15 protein-coding genes are annotated in these 17,135 nt (G+C 47.6%); 10 read left to right on the top strand and 5 right to left on the bottom strand.

All coding sequences use genetic code 11. The features are described from left to right. The first annotated feature begins 191 nt into the window (after nucleotides 1-191). The 6 genes from AC1TPC_RS03120 to cysI all read left to right on the top strand — a co-directional run bounded on the left by AC1TPC_RS03120 (nucleotide 192) and on the right by cysI (nucleotide 7,882). Complete coding sequence (locus AC1TPC_RS03120) at nucleotides 192-1,340, top strand: DUF3900 domain-containing protein (RefSeq protein WP_482065416.1); 1,149 nt, start codon at nucleotides 192-194, stop codon at nucleotides 1,338-1,340. Between the two features lie 47 nt (nucleotides 1,341-1,387). After that, the gene (locus AC1TPC_RS03115) at nucleotides 1,388-1,747 is read left to right on the top strand and encodes a Lin0512 family protein (protein WP_169082949.1); all 360 of its coding nucleotides are present in this window, start codon (nucleotides 1,388-1,390) and stop codon (nucleotides 1,745-1,747) included. Between the two features lie 32 nt (nucleotides 1,748-1,779). Beyond that, entirely contained in the window at nucleotides 1,780-3,093 is a 1,314-nt protein-coding gene (locus tag AC1TPC_RS03110) for a hemolysin family protein (protein ID WP_482065415.1), read from the top strand. A gap of 48 nt (nucleotides 3,094-3,141) precedes the next feature. Continuing rightward, nucleotides 3,142-3,930: an undecaprenyl-diphosphate phosphatase gene (locus AC1TPC_RS03105; protein ID WP_482065414.1), complete on the top strand. Its 789-nt coding sequence runs from the start codon at nucleotides 3,142-3,144 to the stop codon at nucleotides 3,928-3,930. Between the two features lie 312 nt (nucleotides 3,931-4,242). Next, nucleotides 4,243-6,102 (top strand): assimilatory sulfite reductase (NADPH) flavoprotein subunit, encoded by a 1,860-nt coding sequence (locus AC1TPC_RS03100; protein ID WP_482065652.1) that lies wholly within the window; start codon nucleotides 4,243-4,245, stop codon nucleotides 6,100-6,102. 58 nt (nucleotides 6,103-6,160) lie between these two features. Continuing rightward, a complete protein-coding gene (gene cysI, locus AC1TPC_RS03095) occupies nucleotides 6,161-7,882 on the top strand; it encodes an assimilatory sulfite reductase (NADPH) hemoprotein subunit (RefSeq protein WP_482065413.1) in 1,722 nt (573 codons plus the stop codon). Nucleotides 7,883-7,947: 65 nt separating this feature from the next. On the opposite strand, the gene AC1TPC_RS03090 is transcribed toward cysI, so the two are convergent. Beyond that, the gene (locus tag AC1TPC_RS03090; protein ID WP_482065412.1) at nucleotides 7,948-8,241 is read right to left on the bottom strand and encodes a DUF3817 domain-containing protein; all 294 of its coding nucleotides are present in this window, start codon (nucleotides 8,239-8,241) and stop codon (nucleotides 7,948-7,950) included. Between the two features lie 15 nt (nucleotides 8,242-8,256). Then, nucleotides 8,257-8,883: a TetR/AcrR family transcriptional regulator gene (locus AC1TPC_RS03085; RefSeq protein WP_482065411.1), complete on the bottom strand. Its 627-nt coding sequence runs from the start codon at nucleotides 8,881-8,883 to the stop codon at nucleotides 8,257-8,259. 134 nt (nucleotides 8,884-9,017) lie between these two features. Here AC1TPC_RS03085 and AC1TPC_RS03080 point away from each other — a divergent pair, with 134 nt between their 5' ends. Further along, complete coding sequence (locus AC1TPC_RS03080) at nucleotides 9,018-11,240, top strand: MMPL family transporter (protein ID WP_482065410.1); 2,223 nt, start codon at nucleotides 9,018-9,020, stop codon at nucleotides 11,238-11,240. Between the two features lie 427 nt (nucleotides 11,241-11,667). Further along, a complete protein-coding gene (locus tag AC1TPC_RS03075; RefSeq protein WP_482065409.1) occupies nucleotides 11,668-12,261 on the top strand; it encodes a hypothetical protein in 594 nt (197 codons plus the stop codon). Here AC1TPC_RS03075 and AC1TPC_RS03070 read toward each other — a convergent pair. Beyond that, nucleotides 12,236-13,648 (bottom strand): hypothetical protein, encoded by a 1,413-nt coding sequence (locus AC1TPC_RS03070; protein WP_482065408.1) that lies wholly within the window; start codon nucleotides 13,646-13,648, stop codon nucleotides 12,236-12,238. The two genes, AC1TPC_RS03075 and AC1TPC_RS03070, sit on opposite strands and share 26 nt — an antisense overlap. A 122-nt stretch (nucleotides 13,649-13,770) precedes the next feature. On the opposite strand from AC1TPC_RS03070, the gene AC1TPC_RS03065 reads away from it, so the two are divergent. Further along, nucleotides 13,771-14,211, top strand: a complete 441-nt coding sequence (locus AC1TPC_RS03065; protein ID WP_482065407.1) for a DUF6376 family protein — start codon at nucleotides 13,771-13,773, stop codon at nucleotides 14,209-14,211. A 26-nt stretch (nucleotides 14,212-14,237) separates the two neighbouring features. Further along, complete coding sequence (locus AC1TPC_RS03060; protein WP_482065406.1) at nucleotides 14,238-14,513, top strand: hypothetical protein; 276 nt, start codon at nucleotides 14,238-14,240, stop codon at nucleotides 14,511-14,513. A 66-nt stretch (nucleotides 14,514-14,579) separates the two neighbouring features. Here AC1TPC_RS03060 and AC1TPC_RS03055 read toward each other — a convergent pair whose 3' ends face one another. Both AC1TPC_RS03055 and AC1TPC_RS03050 read right to left on the bottom strand, forming a co-directional pair. Then, nucleotides 14,580-16,031, bottom strand: a complete 1,452-nt coding sequence (locus tag AC1TPC_RS03055) for a SulP family inorganic anion transporter (RefSeq protein WP_482065405.1) — start codon at nucleotides 16,029-16,031, stop codon at nucleotides 14,580-14,582. A 284-nt stretch (nucleotides 16,032-16,315) separates the two neighbouring features. Beyond that, nucleotides 16,316-16,933, bottom strand: a complete 618-nt coding sequence (locus AC1TPC_RS03050) for a DedA family protein (protein ID WP_482065404.1) — start codon at nucleotides 16,931-16,933, stop codon at nucleotides 16,316-16,318. Between the last annotated feature and the right edge of the window lie 202 nt (nucleotides 16,934-17,135).

Genomic DNA, 17,135 nt, shown 5'->3' with positions numbered 1-17,135 from the left:
TGTATCTCTTATTGCATTTCATGCTAGCTGAAGCCTCATTCATAGGCCCAATGAATTATGCTGCCATTGCCCTCTAACCGTACTTTGGAATGATGGAAGATGCTTGCGAGGTTCTCCCGTCTGATGTCATGAAGAGGAGAGATATGCTATTCTAAGGAGATGACATTAGCCCGCTTGGAGGAATTATCAACGTGGATTTTAACATGCAATATTTATCCTTTTTCGTGATTCATACCGATGGAGAGGAGAGCGCAGCTTCATCTGGCAAGCGATTCAAGCACTATCAGACACTAGATGAGGATACGTACGAGGATAGCGAGATTCAGAAGTTTTTGGATGATGAGTTTAAGCGTATCGTCAAAAGAAAGGTGGAGCGCAACCCGAACTCCGCGGGCGCCCCTACCAAAATCGGACGTTTTATGGTGGAGCCGGGCTATGAGCTTGGCAGCAACCAGAACTACAACCTGTTCCAAAGGCTCCGCGACGCTGACTCGAAGGAGCGTTTTATCGGCATCGCGGACGAGCTTGTTCGGATTTATATGGATACGAGCGCGGTGAGGGGCGGAGCCTTTATCATTGCCTTGTCCAAGCTGAATACGTATTTTGACGAGCCGTTCCTGTTTTTGCTCAAATGTGATTTCGAGCCGAAAATCGCTAGAATTTCCGATGAGAAAAACTTGATCTCGCAGGTGGAAATGGCGATAAGCGCGCGCAGCATCAAATCCATCCAATATCCGCATATGCCGGAGGAGGGGATGCTCGAGCATTGGGAGCTGAAGATTCATCAGGCGTCGCATGCGCGGTATTTTGAGGACTTCTTGAAATATGTGTCCTATGAGAAGCCTTTGCCAGAGGTCATGGGTGAGCAGGTTGTCGAAATGGTCCATCAATACATTGCCGACAAGTGGCAGGAGGATGAGAGCTCCGAGCGCCGTGAGGAAGAAAATGCGGTTGAGGTGTGGGCGGCAAGCGAGAAGCGCGACCTGCAGGAGTGGTGGACGCCGGAGCAAGTAGAGGTTGCTGCTGCGGCTCTAGTCGAGCAAAAGCCGGATCTGCCGTTCTCGTTCAAGCTCGATAGCGTAACGGTGAAGGGGCTGCTTGCCGATTTTGGCGATGCCATTCATTTTGCGAAGCATAATGGCCGTTATGTGGTCGTGATCGAAGGCGACGCCTTCCAATTCGAGAAAGGAATGTCGCCAGTCGAGCTCGTACAGCCGCTTGATTTGGTCGATGTCATGCCGCGGATTGGAAGCAGGAAGCCTCCGGAGGACGCGGATTCCGGCTATAGCTACACACCCGCAGGCGAAGGCGCTGGACCAAACGATGAGGTGCCATGGTAATAGATCCAGCATGTATCAAATGCATAAATAAGGGAGAGGATATTTAAGTGGACAACTTATTTTTTATAGAAATAGGCATGGGATGCGATCTTCACGGTCAAAATATTACGAAGGCATCGGTGCGTGCGGTTCAAAACGCGATTCACCACAATTCGATGCCCGGACTGCGGTCTGTTCTGCCTGGCGGCTCGCTTGATAACATGAAGGTGCGGGTCAGGCTAGCGCTTCCATGCGATCATGAGCTTCTTGATATCGAACAGGTAAAAGCCGTGCTGCCTTATGGTCATGTGACTGTTGAGCTGATGGACGGCGGCATGCTGACAACCAGCGGTGTAGTACTTCCTGACAAAGATGATAAGAACGATTTGATCTATATCGTTAATGCATCGGTTGAGGTCGGCTACTAATCGCATCTCCATTCGAAAAGAGGGAGAAAACTATGATTTTAAAACTTGTAATATTCGCGTTATTGCTTGTACTTACTGCTTTCTTCGTTGCGACGGAGTTCGCCATTATTCGAATGCGATCAAGCCGTGTCAATCAGATGGTAACCGAAGGTATGAAGAATGCTAGAGCGGTAGAGCAGGTAACAAACAAACTCGACGGTTATTTATCCGCTTGCCAGCTTGGCATTACGATAACAGCGCTAGGCCTCGGATGGTTGGGCGAACCGACGATCGAGCAAATTTTGCATCCGTTGTTTGATCGACTTCAAATTGAAGGAGAGTTAAGCTCCGTACTGTCGTTTGTCATCTCGTTCATTATTGTGACGTACTTGCATGTTGTGCTTGGCGAGCTTGCTCCGAAGACGCTGGCAATCATTAAATCTGAGGAGGTCAGTCAATGGACAGCTCCGATCATCATTGTCTTCTACAAGGTGATGTTTCCGTTCATATGGCTGCTTAACGGCTCAGCGAACGGCTTGGTGCGGCTACTTGGATTAAAGCCCGCGAGCGAGCATGAGGCCCATTCTGAGGAAGAGATTCGCATCATTTTGTCGGAAAGCTACGAAAGCGGGAAAATCAACAAAAGTGAATTCGGGTACGTGAACCGGATATTTGCCTTCGATGATAGGCTTTCCCGCGAGATCATGGTGCCGCGGACGGATATGATATGCTTATATGTAGATCAATCTGCCGAAGACAATTTGGCTACGATCAAGAAGGAGCAATATACAAGGTTTCCTGTTGCCAAGGGCAGCAAGGATAACATCATTGGCGTGCTTAACACAAAGCAGTTTTTTCTGCGCTATGATACGGACAGGACCGTCGACGTAGCAAGTCTGCTGCAAACCGTTATGTCCGTTCCCGAGGTCATGCCGATCAACAACTTGCTTCGCAAAATGCAGCAGGAACGCGTTCATATTGCTATTTTGCTGGATGAGTACGGCGGTACGGCCGGTTTAATTACGATCGAGGACATCATTGAAGAGATTGTTGGGGAAATTCGTGATGAATTCGATGAGGATGAAGTGAAGGAGATTGAAATCATTGAGCAGCAGCGTTATATGGTTAACGGAAAAGCGTTGATTAGCGACTTGAACGAGGCTGCAGGAACGGATCTTGAGAGCGAAGAGGTGGATTCGATCGGGGGCTGGCTGTTTAATAAGAAGCCGGAGCTGCCGGTTGGAGAGCCGTGGACGTACGGCAATATGACATTCATCATCCGCGAGAGAGACGATAACCGAATCCGCAAAATAGAAATTCAAACCGATTTGATTGAAAATGAGATGGACGCATACGGACATGCATAAGCTTGTATAAAGCGAGTATGAATCATTCTTTTGAGGGGGAATCGGGCGTTGGGCGATTTAATTAATGCCATTATTATGGGCATCGTGGAAGGGTTGACGGAGTTTTTGCCCGTATCGTCAACCGGCCACTTGATTTTGACGGCGGAGCTGTTGAATTTTACGGGTGATCGCGCGAAAACGTTCGAGGTGGTCATTCAATTCGGGGCGGTGCTGGCTGTGCTTGTCCTATATCGAAAGCGATTTGCAAGCCTGCTCAATTTCAATATCGGCAAAAAATCAGGGCTAAATGCTTTGCACGTTATTATTGCGATGGCACCTGCAGGAATCTGTGCTGTTCTGCTGCATTCCTTTATTAAAGGAGAACTGTTTGTAGCGGAAAAGGTTCTGATCGGACTCGTCGCCGGCGGAATACTGATGATTATCGCCGATCGGGTGAGGAGGAAGCCTAGCGCCGAGGAGCTCGACGATATTACATATAAGCAAGCCTTCGCCATCGGATGCTTCCAGGTGCTAGCCCTTTGGCCGGGCTTCTCGCGATCAGGCTCTACGATATCAGGCGGCATGCTGTTCGGTACCAGCCAGAAGGCTGCTGCGGAATTTACGTTTATCGTCTCTGTGCCGATCATGGCGGGAGCAAGCGGTATCGACCTTCTTAAGAGCCGCGAGTTTCTAACGATGGCGGATTTGCCGCTGTTCTTGATCGGTCTCATTGCCGCTTTCATTGTGGGGATGATAGCTGTCGTCACTTTCATAAATATGATGAAAAAAATCAGGCTTTCTTGGTTCGCTTATTATCGCTTTGCGCTAGCAGCACTTTTTTATTTTATTATTTTATAAATAAAGCGAAATAACGAGAACGATTTTCAATTAGCACTCATTTTTACGGAGCAATTAATTATTCAACTATCACTTTTTTATATCCAAACGATCATTTTTTCTAATAAACGAACGAAAATCAGGGCAAATAGCCCTGATTTCTTTATTTTAGCCGGAAATAAGGTCAAATTGCCTAAATATGGGCATTCAAGCGCCTGAAAACATCGTTGAACGTTTTGTCTGATTATGTTAGGTTAAGTAATATTGTAATACTTTTTTTATCTGACTTTAAAAAATAGAAGATGATTTTATGTTTATGAGAGGTGGATATTGTTGCAACTTCAGGTAACGAACAGTCCTTTTAGTCAAGATCAAGTCGAGCTTCTTAATCGCCTTCTGCCATCCTTAACCGAATCACAGCAAATATGGCTTACAGGCTATTTGTTCGCTCGCCAGACAGCAGTCGGAGCGACAGCAGCCACTGAGCTTCAAGCAGTTGCGGCAGCAACAAGCGCAGCGGAGGTCATCTCTATAGCGAGTCAAGCACCCGTTTCTCGCGAGGTAACGGTGCTATTTGGCTCACAGACCGGCAATTGCCAAAGAATCGCAACCAGCTTGTCACGCAAGCTCGAAGAGCAAGGGTTTCAAGTGACGCTAGCTGCGATGAACAAATTTAAAACAAATGGTTTGAAAAAAGTTGAAAACCTGTTTTTGGTCGTCAGCACGCATGGCGAAGGCGAGCCGCCGGATAATGCGCGGGCTTTCCATGAATTCGTTTATAGCAAGAGAGCGCCTCAGCTTGAGAATCTGCGCTTCTCCGTGCTGTCTCTTGGAGATACTTCCTACGAGTTTTTCTGTCAAACTGGCAAGGATTTCGATCAGCGACTGGAGGAGCTTGGCGGCAAGCGGCTAGTTCCGCGTGTCGATTGTGATCTGGATTATGATGAGCCGGTTGCAGGCTGGATCGGGCAAGTTATTAGCTCTTTAAATGAAGGCTTGAACGCAGCATCGGGCTCGAGCGACATTGTAAAAGAAACTAGCAGCAGCACTGCATCGGAGCCATCGGCATATTCGCGGACGAATCCGTTTAAAGCCGAAGTACTTGCAAACATTAACTTGAACGGACGCGGCTCGGATCGGGAAACCCGTCATTTGGAGCTATCCCTTGAAGGCTCCGGCTTGCTGTATGAGCCAGGCGATAGCCTAGGCATATACCCGGAGAATCATCCTGCTCTAGTAGATGCAATCATTCATGAATTGGGCTTTGCACCGACTGATTCCGTTGCTATTAATAAGAATGGCGAGCAAGCATCGCTGCGCGAGGCACTTCTAAAGCATTATGAAATTACGGCATTAACAAAACCGTTGCTAACGCAAGCAGCGCAGCTTACGTCGAATACAGCTCTTCAAGAGCTGCTGGCGCCAGGACAAGAGCAAGCGCTTAAGAGCTATATCAATGGACGCGATCTGCTTGATCTGGTCCAGGACTTTAAGCCTTGGCAGTTATCGCCAAGCAGCTTTGTCGCTATTTTGCGGAAGCTGCCAGCACGCCTGTATTCCATCGCAAGCAGCTTCAAAGCGAACGAGGATGAAGTGCATCTTACGGTTCGTGCGGTTCGCTATGAAGCGCATGGCCGCGATCGTTACGGTGTATGCTCGGTGCATTGTGCGGAGAGAGTTGAAGCAGGCGACACTTTGCCAATCTATATTCAGCAAAATCCAAACTTCAAGCTGCCAACTGATCCGGAAACACCGATCATTATGGTTGGTCCGGGTACGGGAGTTGCGCCATTCCGCGCATTTCTTGAAGAGCGCGAGGAGCTGGGAGCAGAAGGGAAATCATGGCTGTTCTACGGTGATCGCCATTTTGTTACGGATTTCTTGTACCAGACCGATTGGCAGAGAATGCTTAAGGATGGCGTGCTGACGAAGCTGGATGTTGCGTTCTCCCGCGATACGGAAGAGAAGGTATATGTACAGCATCGTATTCTGGAGAAGAGCCGTGAGCTGTTCCAGTGGCTGCAGGAAGGCGCATATGTCTATATTTGCGGCGACGAGAAGCATATGGCACATGATGTCCATGCTGCGCTAATTTCAGTTATTCAACAAGAAGGCGGCAAGAGCGCAGAGGAAGCAGCGGCTTATTTGGACGATTTGCAGCAGCAGCAGCGCTACCAGCGCGACGTGTATTAATAGATCGTTTTTAAATCATCAAGAGTATGTGAATGATTGCGAGAGGAGATTAGCAGCAATGGCGAAAGAGCAGTTGGTTAAGCCTATCGGCGGGCCGCCAAGCGAGGTTGAGCATATTAAGATCGAAAGCAATTACCTGCGCGGAGCGCTTGTCGACACGTTAAGAAATCCGATTACGGGCGGTTTGCCTGAGGACGACAATCGGTTGTTGAAATTTCACGGGAGCTACATGCAGGATGACAGGGATCTTCGCAACGAACGTGAAAAACAGAAGCTGGAGCCCGCTTTTCAATTCATGATTCGCGTGGTGCTGCCAAGCGGTGTAGCCACTTCCGAGCAATGGTTGGCGATGGACAGTCTGGCGCATAAATACGGCAATGAGACACTGCGTCTGACAACTCGTCAAACCTTTCAAATGCACGGTATTTTAAAATGGAACCTGAAGCCAACGCTTCAAAAAATCAACAGCGAGCTGATGACTACATTAGCAGCCTGCGGTGACGTCAACCGTAACGTCATGTGCAGCCCGAATCCATTCCAATCCGATCTTCATGGCGAAGTGAGCCACTGGGCGCGGCAGGTGAATGATCACCTCGCACCGCGTACACGCGCTTATCATGAAATATGGCTGGATGGCGAGAAGGTGGTTGACGGTCAACAAGAAGGCGAAGTAGAGCCTATTTATGGACCGGTATATTTGCCGCGTAAATTCAAAATCGGATTTGCGATTCCGCCGCATAACGATGTGGACGTGTTCTCGCAGGATATCGGATACATTGCTGTCGTAGAAGACGGCAAGCTGAAGGGCTTCAATATCTCCGTTGGCGGAGGTATGGGGATGTCTCATGGCGATTCGACTACGTATCCGCAGCTAGGCAAAGTTATCGGCTTCTGCCCGCCGGAGCGCATCGTTGATCTGGCTGAGAAGACGGTTACGATTCAACGGGATTACGGAAATCGTTCCATTCGCAAAAACGCACGGTTTAAGTATACGATCGACCGTCATGGCATTGATTGGTTCAAAACCGAGCTTCAAAACAGACTCGGCTGGCAGCTTGAGACTGTGCGTCCGTATCAATTCGATAACAACGGCGACCGCTATGGTTGGCTGAAGGGCAGCAATGGCAAATGGAATTTGACATTGTACATCCAAAGCGGACGGATTGAGGATAAGGATGGCTTCCTACTGATGACAGCTCTTCGCGAAATCGCTAAAGTTCATAGCGGCGACTTCCGAATTACGCCGAATCAGAATTTAATTATCGGAAATGTCAGCAGCCAGAAGAAGCGCAAAATTACAGAATTGGTCGAGCAATATGGTCTTACCGATGGCGCTCAGCATTCGGCTCTTCGCAGAAGCTCATTGTCTTGTGTCTCCTTGCCGACCTGCGGACTTGCAATGGCTGAGGCTGAACGTTATCTGCCGACTTTGATTGACAAGCTGGAGCCGATTATTAATGAGGCTGGCCTACGCGACAAGGAGATTAACATCCGGATGACGGGATGCCCGAACGGCTGCGCAAGACCGGCATTAGGTGAAATCTCTTTTATCGGTAAAGCAGTCGGTAAATATAATATGTATATGGGTGCCGGCTTTGCCGGAGAAAGACTGAATAAGCTGTACAAGGAAAATATCGACGAAACGGAAATTCTCGATACGCTTAAGCCGATTATTCATCAGTATGCGAAAGAACGCGAGACGGGTGAGCATTTCGGAGATTTTGTAATCCGGGCTGGATATGTCAAAGCTGTTCATGATGGACAGGAGTTTCATAACTAATTTCGTTGAACGAAATGAAGAAGACCAGAGCGTTTATGCTCTGGTCTTTTTGTGTGTATGAGGCATTAAGCTTGATCGCGAAGCAGCTTCTTGTCGAGAACAAACGTGCCCAAGGGGAGGAATGCAGCGATAAAGGCTGCCGCAACCTTAAAGATAGACCAGCGGCACGCAATCCAGACATGAAGAAGAGCAAGCATATAAAGAACAAATAATAGCCCGTGCAGACTTCCTGCGACAGCGACAGCCTCCGGGATATCAGCCCAATATTTGAGCGGCATCGCGATAAGCAGCAGCACAAGAAAGGATATCCCTTCAAACAAACCGACGACACGGAGTCGGCCAATTACAGTTTTAAGCATTACATGACCTCCAGGTTAAATTGATTTCGAACGCGGTATCAAGCCAGTCCACAATAGTTCTACGATTTCGGTCGACGCTTGTTCCACTGTTTTTTCCTCATTTATAATTTCCTTGCGATTTCGGACGGTAAGCATTGCCGTAAAGACATGTGCCAGCAATAAAGAATCGCCGCGCATAATTTCGCCCTCGTCCATCGCTTTCTGGAATACGCTTGCGACAAGCTCATGAATAGCATTCTCGCTCGCGCGAATACTCGTCACTTGCTCCTCGCTTAAGCCGCTTGATGCCTCGCGCATCATCGTTTCGAACTCAACATGAGCATTGTTCATATGCTTTTGTGCAACGTTTAGCAATCTTTCCTTAAGGGAGCCAGGCCCATGGACGAGATTGGCGGTTTGATCATATGCCATTTTCAGCACAAATTGAAGGCATTCGGTGAATAGAATGCTTTTGTTGTCAAAATAATAATAGACGCTGGCCTTTGTAACGCCGCAGGCTTGAGCAACGCCATCCAGCGACACCTTTTCAAATCCATGTTCCATAAAAAGATAGGCTGCTGTTCGTAAAATTTGCTGCATCGTCTGAATTGAGCCTGTCCCTTTGGGCCGGCCTGGTTTGCGTTTTATTTGTTCGTCGCCCAAACGCCTTGCCCTCCATTCATCAAATTGTAAAAAATAGAGATTGATTAATTAACCTTCGGGTATATATAATTAATTCGTAGTATGCTTTCATTTTAAACGATATGAGTGAATAAGTGAAATGGAGGATTTGACAAATGATCGAAAAATTAGCTGGGATCATCGCAGGACCGCGTACAAGGTGGATTACGTTAGTAACATGGATTGTCATTGCTGTGCTGCTCAGCCTATTTCTTCCTGCAGTCGGGGAAAAAGAAGAAAGCAATGCACCTAACCTGGAGTCAGCTAGTCCGTCGGTTGTGGCTGATCAGCTTATTAAAGACAAATTTCCTAGCTCCTCCGGCATTCCGGCTCTCGTCGTCTGGCACCGTGAAGGCGGCTTGTCTGATGAGGATTTTGTACTTATTCAGCAAACGACGCAGGCTCTTATTGAAAATCCGTTGAAGGAGCAGGGAGAGGTCGTGCCGCTCCATCAAATGCCGATGCCTGCCTTGCAAAAATTTGCTTCGGAGGACGGAACGACACTCGTTCAGCCGATTGCATTCGGAGAACAGACCGAAACCGAGGTATTGAAGGAGAATATCGAAGCGATAAAAGGGATCATTAATGATGCTTCAGGGAAAGATCCTTTTGCCATTGCGGTTGACGATAAGGAAGAACTTAGTGTTCGTGTCAGCGGACCGGCAGGCATATCGGTAGATGCGACCGATCTGTTCAAAGGAGCGGACGTATCGCTGCTTATCGCAACGGTGCTGATCGTGTTAGTTCTTCTACTGCTCATTTACCGTTCTCCCATACTTGCTGTTATCCCGCTCATCGGCGTAGGCTTCGCGTATGCAGTAACGAGCCCATTGCTTGGCTGGATGGCAGGCGAAGGGTGGATTACAGTTGATGCACAGGCAATTTCGATTATGACCGTCCTTTTGTTTGGGGCAGGCACGGACTATTGCTTGTTCTTTATCTCGCATTTCCGCCATGAACTAACGCGCGAGAGCGACAAGATGGCCGCATTAAAACGCTCTTTCAGAGACGCATCGGGCGCAATTGCCATGAGCGGTTTTACCGTTGTCCTTTCCTTGCTGGCTTTGCTTGCTGCTAAATATGGCGCATACGATCGCTTTGCCGTTCCATTTAGCTTATCCATCCTTATTATGGGCATTGCCAGTCTTACACTAGTTCCGGCATTACTCTCGATTATAGGCAGAGCTTCCTTCTTCCCGTTTATTCCACGCACTGAATTTATGGAGCAAGCACGTGCAGTGAAAAAAGGAAAGCCATATCGCAAGCCAAATCCAGAGAAGAAGCTTGGCTCGAAAATTGGAAATCTCGTTATCGCAAAACCATGGATGGTCGTTATCTCATCGGTTGTTGTATTAGGCATCTTGGCCAGCTTCTCCAGTCAAATTAAATTTACTTATGATTTGCTTTCTTCTTTCCCGAAAGATATGCCTTCCAGAGAAGGATTTGAATTGATCTCAGAATCATTCACGCCTGGAGATTTAGCGCCGATCACGGTTGTCGTACAAACGGAAGGAACAGATGCTGACTTGGCAGGCAAGCTGGCAGCCGTTCCGCTCGTTGATCATGTACAGGAACCGCAGCCAAGCGTCGATGATCCAAACTTACTTTCCTATAAGGTTATTCTGAACACGAACCCTTACTCGTCTGCAGCGATGGACACGATCCCGCTAATTCATCAGGCAGCAGAAGCGGCTCTTGCCGGGGCGAATTTGGCGGATGCTGATCAGAAGGTATGGGTCGGCGGACAAACAGCTACACAATATGATTCCAAGGTGCTCACAGATCGTGATAACCGCGTAGTCATTCCGCTCGTTACCTTGTTAATTATGATATTGCTGCTTGTTTATTTGAGATCCATTACTGCCACTCTATACTTAATTGGTACAGTATTGCTTTCCTTTGGAGCAGCGCTAGGCATAGGCTGGATTATTCTGCATTACTTCATGGGTATTGACGCGATTCAAGGGGCGATTCCTCTATACGCATTTGTGTTCCTAATCGCGCTCGGTGAAGACTACAATATCTTCATGATCTCAAGCATTTGGAAGAAGCGCAAAAAAATGCCCTTAAACCAGGCGATCAAAGAGGGCGTCAGCGAAACGGGAGGCGTCATTACGTCGGCTGGTCTTATTCTAGCAGCTACGTTCGCGGTGCTTGCCTCGCTGCCGATTCAAGTGCTTGTCCAATTCGGTTTAATTACAGCAATTGGTGTATTGATGGATACGTTTATCGTTCGACCGTTCCTAGTCCCGGCGATCACAGCCTTGCTGGGCAAGAAAGCATTCTGGCCGGCAAAAGTCGAGCTTGTCGAAGAGACGAAGCAAAGCTTAAAAGGGTAACAAATGGAAGGGACTGTCCCAAAAATGTTCGCACGGAATGGGAGCATCCCAATTATGAAGCGAAAGGACCTCTTAACCCACTGCTAGGTGGGGACGAGGTCCTTTTTTATTCCTATCATTCAATATGAAGTGGAGCATAAAAATCATGAATTGGTTTTTTAAGACAGCCCCTCACGCCGAATTAGCTCTTTAAGCACACATAGGTGCTTAAAGCTGACAAAAACACGCTACTCAACTGCTGTAAGAACACATACGTTCTTAAAGCCACCGTTCGTCCAGCCGCTCACGACGAACTAACGGGGAGGCCCCATAGCTTTTGGGAAATCCTTTTTTTCAACTTCCCATCAATGCAACATTTTCCCAATTATCCACGTCTAGGCTAATAGGCTATTTATGCCTATTATTAATAAAGGTCAGGGGACTATTTATGGAAAGAAAAAAACGTTGGATTGGATTATGGCTGGCTGCAGCTTTGTTTGCTTCTAGCTTGCTCGTCTTTCCAAGGGAGGCATCGGCATGCACTTGTGTAAAATCAAAATCGATTCAAGAGATTACAAGCAGGAGCGATGCTGTATTTGAAGGCACGGCAACCTCTGTAAAATCATCGTCATTAGCTTTGTTTCGCTCGCCAGCGAAGGCCGTGAAAGCAACCTTTCAAGTAAACGAGGTATGGAAGGGACATGTTACGCCGTCTATTGAGGTGCTAACTGCGGAAAGCAGCGACAGCTGCGGGTTTGAATTTCAGGAGGGTGAGCGATATTTGGTTTACGCCGTTTCAACAGGCAAATCGATGGAGGTAAGTCTTTGCAGCGGCACGATGCTGCACAGCAAAGCGAATGAGCATATCGCATGGCTAGGCAGCGGTTCACTGCCGCCGCAGCCTAGCTTAGACATTCAGCAGACGGATGATTCATTTCCGCGGACTATTTATTTAGCGATTGGAGCGTTAGTTGCTGTTATGACGGGAATGATTGTTTATCGAAAGCAAAAACAGTCTAAATCAAGAACATCGCGACGATAGTCGTCACCGTAAGTCCAATAAGGACAGGCTTCAAATTGCGACGCGCGAGCTCGAAGGGATCTACTCCGCAAATAGCCGCTGCCGGAATAAGTGCCCAAGGAATAATGGTACCTCCGCCAACCCATATTGCGGCAACCTGACCAAGCGCCGTTAAAGTGGCTAGACCCGATCCGATCGCATGCCCGAAGAGCTGAGCGATTGAGCCTGCCAGCGAAATACCGGAGAAGCCGGAGCCGTCAAGGCCGGTGACAGCGCCAACGACCGTTAAGGTGATGGAGCCGACGAAACCGTTTACGGGAACGACATGAGCAAGAGCGACGCCTAGATCATTGACGATGCCATGTGACGCTTCCGGCAGCTTCTCTCCGAACAAAGCCAGAAATCCGGAGTCGCCCAAATAGAAAAATGCCGCAATCGGAATGACGGGACCAAACACTTTAAAGCCGAATAAGAAGCCCTCGATTAAATAACTGGTTGTCTTCTCGAAGCCTTTGCCCCGATGCGTCATCATCGTAATGAGCAGCATAATGAGGATTGCGGTTCCGCCGATCAGAGCGGTGGCATCCCCGCCTTGCAGATTAAGCATGAACATGGCAACCACATCAAGCGCGAACAGAACAGGTATAACGGCTGCAAGCACGCGTTTGGTTCCCAAAGACAATGCATTGCGGTCGGCTTCATCGCTATAGTCATTGGCAAGCGGTTTGTCACTTGTCGTTGCAATGAGACCATCACGCCATGTTCCTAATTTCTGATCCCTCCGCATCATCCAGAAAGCAGCTATCGTCGTAACGGCACCCATGACAATAACGAGAGGAATGCTGGCCTGCATGACGGCGCTGACAGGAATTCCTGCGGCATCCGCTGTAAGCTTTGGCGCCCCTTGGATAATATAATCGCCTGATAGCGCTATGCCGTGCCCGAACAGGTTCATCGCTACCGCTGCTCCGAGTGCCGGCAAGCCGACTCTTAGTGCAACAGGCAGCAGCACAGCCCCAATGAGGGCAACCGCTGGAGAAGGCCAGAAAAAGAACGATGTCACCATCATGATGAGCCCAATTCCCCAGAAAGCAAGCGTTGGTGTCCTAAGGAAACGGGTAAAGGGTGAGATCATAATTTCGTTTATGCCGGTTCGAATGAGCACGCGGCTCATGGCGACGATGATGGATATGATTAAGATCGTTCCGAGCAATTCTTTTATGGCAAAAATAAAGCTGTTAAAAATACCGCTTACAGAGCCGCTTGCCGAAGTGGTTGCAAGTATGCCGATTCCTAAAATTCCCGCAATACAAATAAGCGTAGTATCGCGCCGCATCAGCATAAATCCAATAATGGCGATTATAAATCCTAAATAAACCCAGTGAAGCGCCGATAATTGAATTTCCATCCCGATCATCTCCTTGTGACATACACGAAACCAGCAGGAGCTGATTTCGTACTGTAATGTATGCATGAGAAGGAATAGGCGTTCGCCCTCGGCGGCGCCGCAATATATGGAGGAGGGTTCGGATGATTAAACGCAGCGTAACCATATTGATGCTCTCAATAATGCTTCTTACAGCCGGCTGTGGTATTATGGAGGAAGTAGGTCAAACGGTAAATTTTGCAACAGAGACGACGGATTACTTGCAATCGTTAACGGACTTCGGACAAGATATGAATACACTTGCGGAGCAAGCAGTGACAGACCTGGATGCAAGAACCGATTTGAAGGAGCGACTGCTCGCTCTCAAGGAGCAGGTCGTCAACTATGGCGGGCTCCAGGTACCGGACTACGCAAAGGATCTTCACCAGTCGATTGCCGAATACAATACGACGCTTCAGCAGGGACTTGATCAGGCTCTCACGAATATAGAGCAAGGACGAGCCGTGTTTGAATCAACGGGTATTCCGGATACGATTAACAAAATTAACGAGCTGTTAAGCCAAATCAATCAGCTCGCGCCGTAACGAACATATAGGAAGGAAGAATAGCAGTGATCAACATCAATGTATTAGAGGCATCCATGACGTATTCGAAGGAAGACGGCTATGTGGGCAAGGTTCATTTTGGAGTAGAAGGCCATGTGAACGAATATGAAATCGCTTTGCACAGCAAGAGAGGCAAAGAATGGGGCTACGGATTGTTTTTCTTGCATGAATCAGGCAAGGAAGAACAGTTGCTTGCACTAGAGGATCTGCTTGAAGAGGATGACGAGCTGTTTGATTTCCTTGTCGACACAGCGAAAGAGAAGCTAGACAAAGCTGAATAACATGCATACACAAAAAAAGCTCATGCTAGGACACCTTCGAGGTGAACGGGCATGAGCTTTATTGTATTAATGACCGCTTGAAGAGGTCAAGCCTAGATTGCGGATAATGAGCTTGCTTTCTTCATTAAGGCCGATGAACGTTACTTGCTTATTTAATTGCTCGTATTTGCTTTTTACTTTTGCGATAGCTGTCACAGCGGACTGATCCCAAACATGCGAGCCGCTAAAGTCAAGAGTAACCTTGCTAGGATCCTGTTGATAGTCGAACAAAGAAACGAAACGGCTCGTCGTCCCGAAAAACAACTGCCCGGATATGCGGTACGTTCGCGTATTCGATTTGTCTGCTGCGGAAGAGACGCGAATTTTGGCCATTTTCCCGACGAATACGAAGGCACTGAGAACGACGCCGGCAAAAACACCTTTGGATAAATCATGCGTGATTAGAACGATCACGACAGTTGCGATCATAATCAGCGCATCCGAGCGCGGCACCTTATGAATTTGAAACACCGATTTCCAATCGAAGGTGCTGATGGAGACCATAATCATGACGCCTACCAAAGCTGCCATCGGTATTTTATTGACGACGTCGCTTAACGCCATAATTAGAAAGAGCAGGAAGGAGCCCGCAACTAATGTAGATAGCCTTGAACGGCCGCCGGATTTGACGTTGATAACGGATTGTCCAATCAGAGCACAGCCAGCCATGCCGCCAAAGAAGCCTGTCGCGATGTTCGCGATGCCTTGACCTCGGACTTCTTTATTCTTATTGCTGGTTGTGTCCGTCATTTCATCGAGAACGGAAGCCGTTAACAGCGACTCCAATATGCCGACAATCGAAAGGGAGAAGGAGTATGGCAAAATGATCCACAACGTTTTGAACGAGAATAACACGTCCGGAATGTGAAACAAAGGCAGTGTGCTTTCGATTAAGCCTCTATCGCCAACGGTTTTAAGATCGGCTCCAATCGCTACTGCAATAATCGATACGATAATGATCGCAGCAAGCGGTGATGGAATGACCTTAGTAAACTTAGGAAGCGTGTATATAATAACTAATGTCAATGCGACGAGCGCATACATGATCCAGCTTGCACCTACGAAATGAACGAGCTGAGTAGTGAAGATGAGAATGCCAAGCGCATTAACAAAGCCGAGCATGACGGATTGCGGCACGAACGATATGAGCTGTCCCAGCTTCAGAGCACCCATTATATATTGCAGTACGCCAGCCAAAATCGTAGCAGCGAATAAATATTCGATGCCATGGTCTTTGACGAGAGAAACCATCAGCAATGCCATCGCGCCTGTTGCGGCCGAGATCATGCCGGGCCTGCCGCCGACAATCGAGATAATGACAGCGATACAGAAGGAAGCGTAAAGCCCGACCATAGGTCCCACTCCGACCATCAGCGAGAACGAAATCGATTCCGGAATGAGGGCGAGAGCAACCGTAATCCCCGCTAATACATCGCCGCGCACATTGGAAAACCATGATTTTTTAAGTTGTTCGAGCAAAGCAAATAAGCCTCCTTCAAGATATGTTTTGTGAAAATTGCAGCAATTAAAAGCGAATGATATTTCTATCGTTGACTTTCCACTCTCAGGAAGGTCGGGGCCGATGCACACTGAGCGTTATTATACAACAAATGAATGCTAGACATTTAAATCATTAAGCTCAATTAAGCGCTTACATCGCAGCATTCCGACATTTATCAGCCAATAGCTTCATTATGGATAAAAGGTTGCTGCAAATGAAAAGAACCACCGCATTTCGCGATGGTTCTTGGTTTGGTGCAGCGTTACATCGGCCTTTCAATCTGCTTCTTCTCGTTTCTGCTTTTTATATATTTATAAGCTGCAAAGCCGAGCACAGCTGCGGCGAGTCCGTAAATGATCCACATCCCATATTTATAAATATGACCGGAAAGATCTTGTACCTGATCGCCAACGAATGAACCGATTATAAAGTAGATAAGCGTCCAGATAAATGCAGATGGATAAGCGAATAGGGCAAAACGTTTGTAAGGCATAAGGTTCATGCCCATCACATAAGGCGTGACATGTCTCAAGAAAGGAAGGCAAAGGCTAAGGCTGATTGCATAACCGCCGTAGCGTTCACTCAGCTGCTCGGATTTGGCGACGAACCTTCCTATGTTTTTCTTCCTTTTAAACCAATCGGACAACTTGCTTCCCGCAAATCTTCCGATGCTGTATCCAAATGTCATCGCGGAGCAGATGCCAAGGAAGGTCATAATAAATGCAGGTACAGGCAATAACATGCCGGATGCAGCTAATGCGCCGCCAGTCATTACGACTGCTTCATTTGGAATAGGCAGACCTATCAAGCCTAGGCATAAAACGAGAAAGAGGGCGAAATAGCCAACCTGATCGATTATATTTAACAACACATCATACATTCAGCAACATCCTTACTTTCCAATAAATAGGATTATAGATTAAATCACATCATATATGTTATCACAAACAAATCCGAAAGGACATCTTTCATACGTATGACAAGCGAGAAGGATTCAAGTTTTACCATTCTGTAACTACTTGTTTACAACTAGCGGATACAATAGGGGAATAGGTTTAATGCGTATGAAGGGGCGACTAGTA

The sequence above is a fragment of the Paenibacillus sp. Y280 genome (genome assembly GCF_056786335.1).
This window is presented reverse-complemented; position numbering and strand designations above follow the sequence as displayed.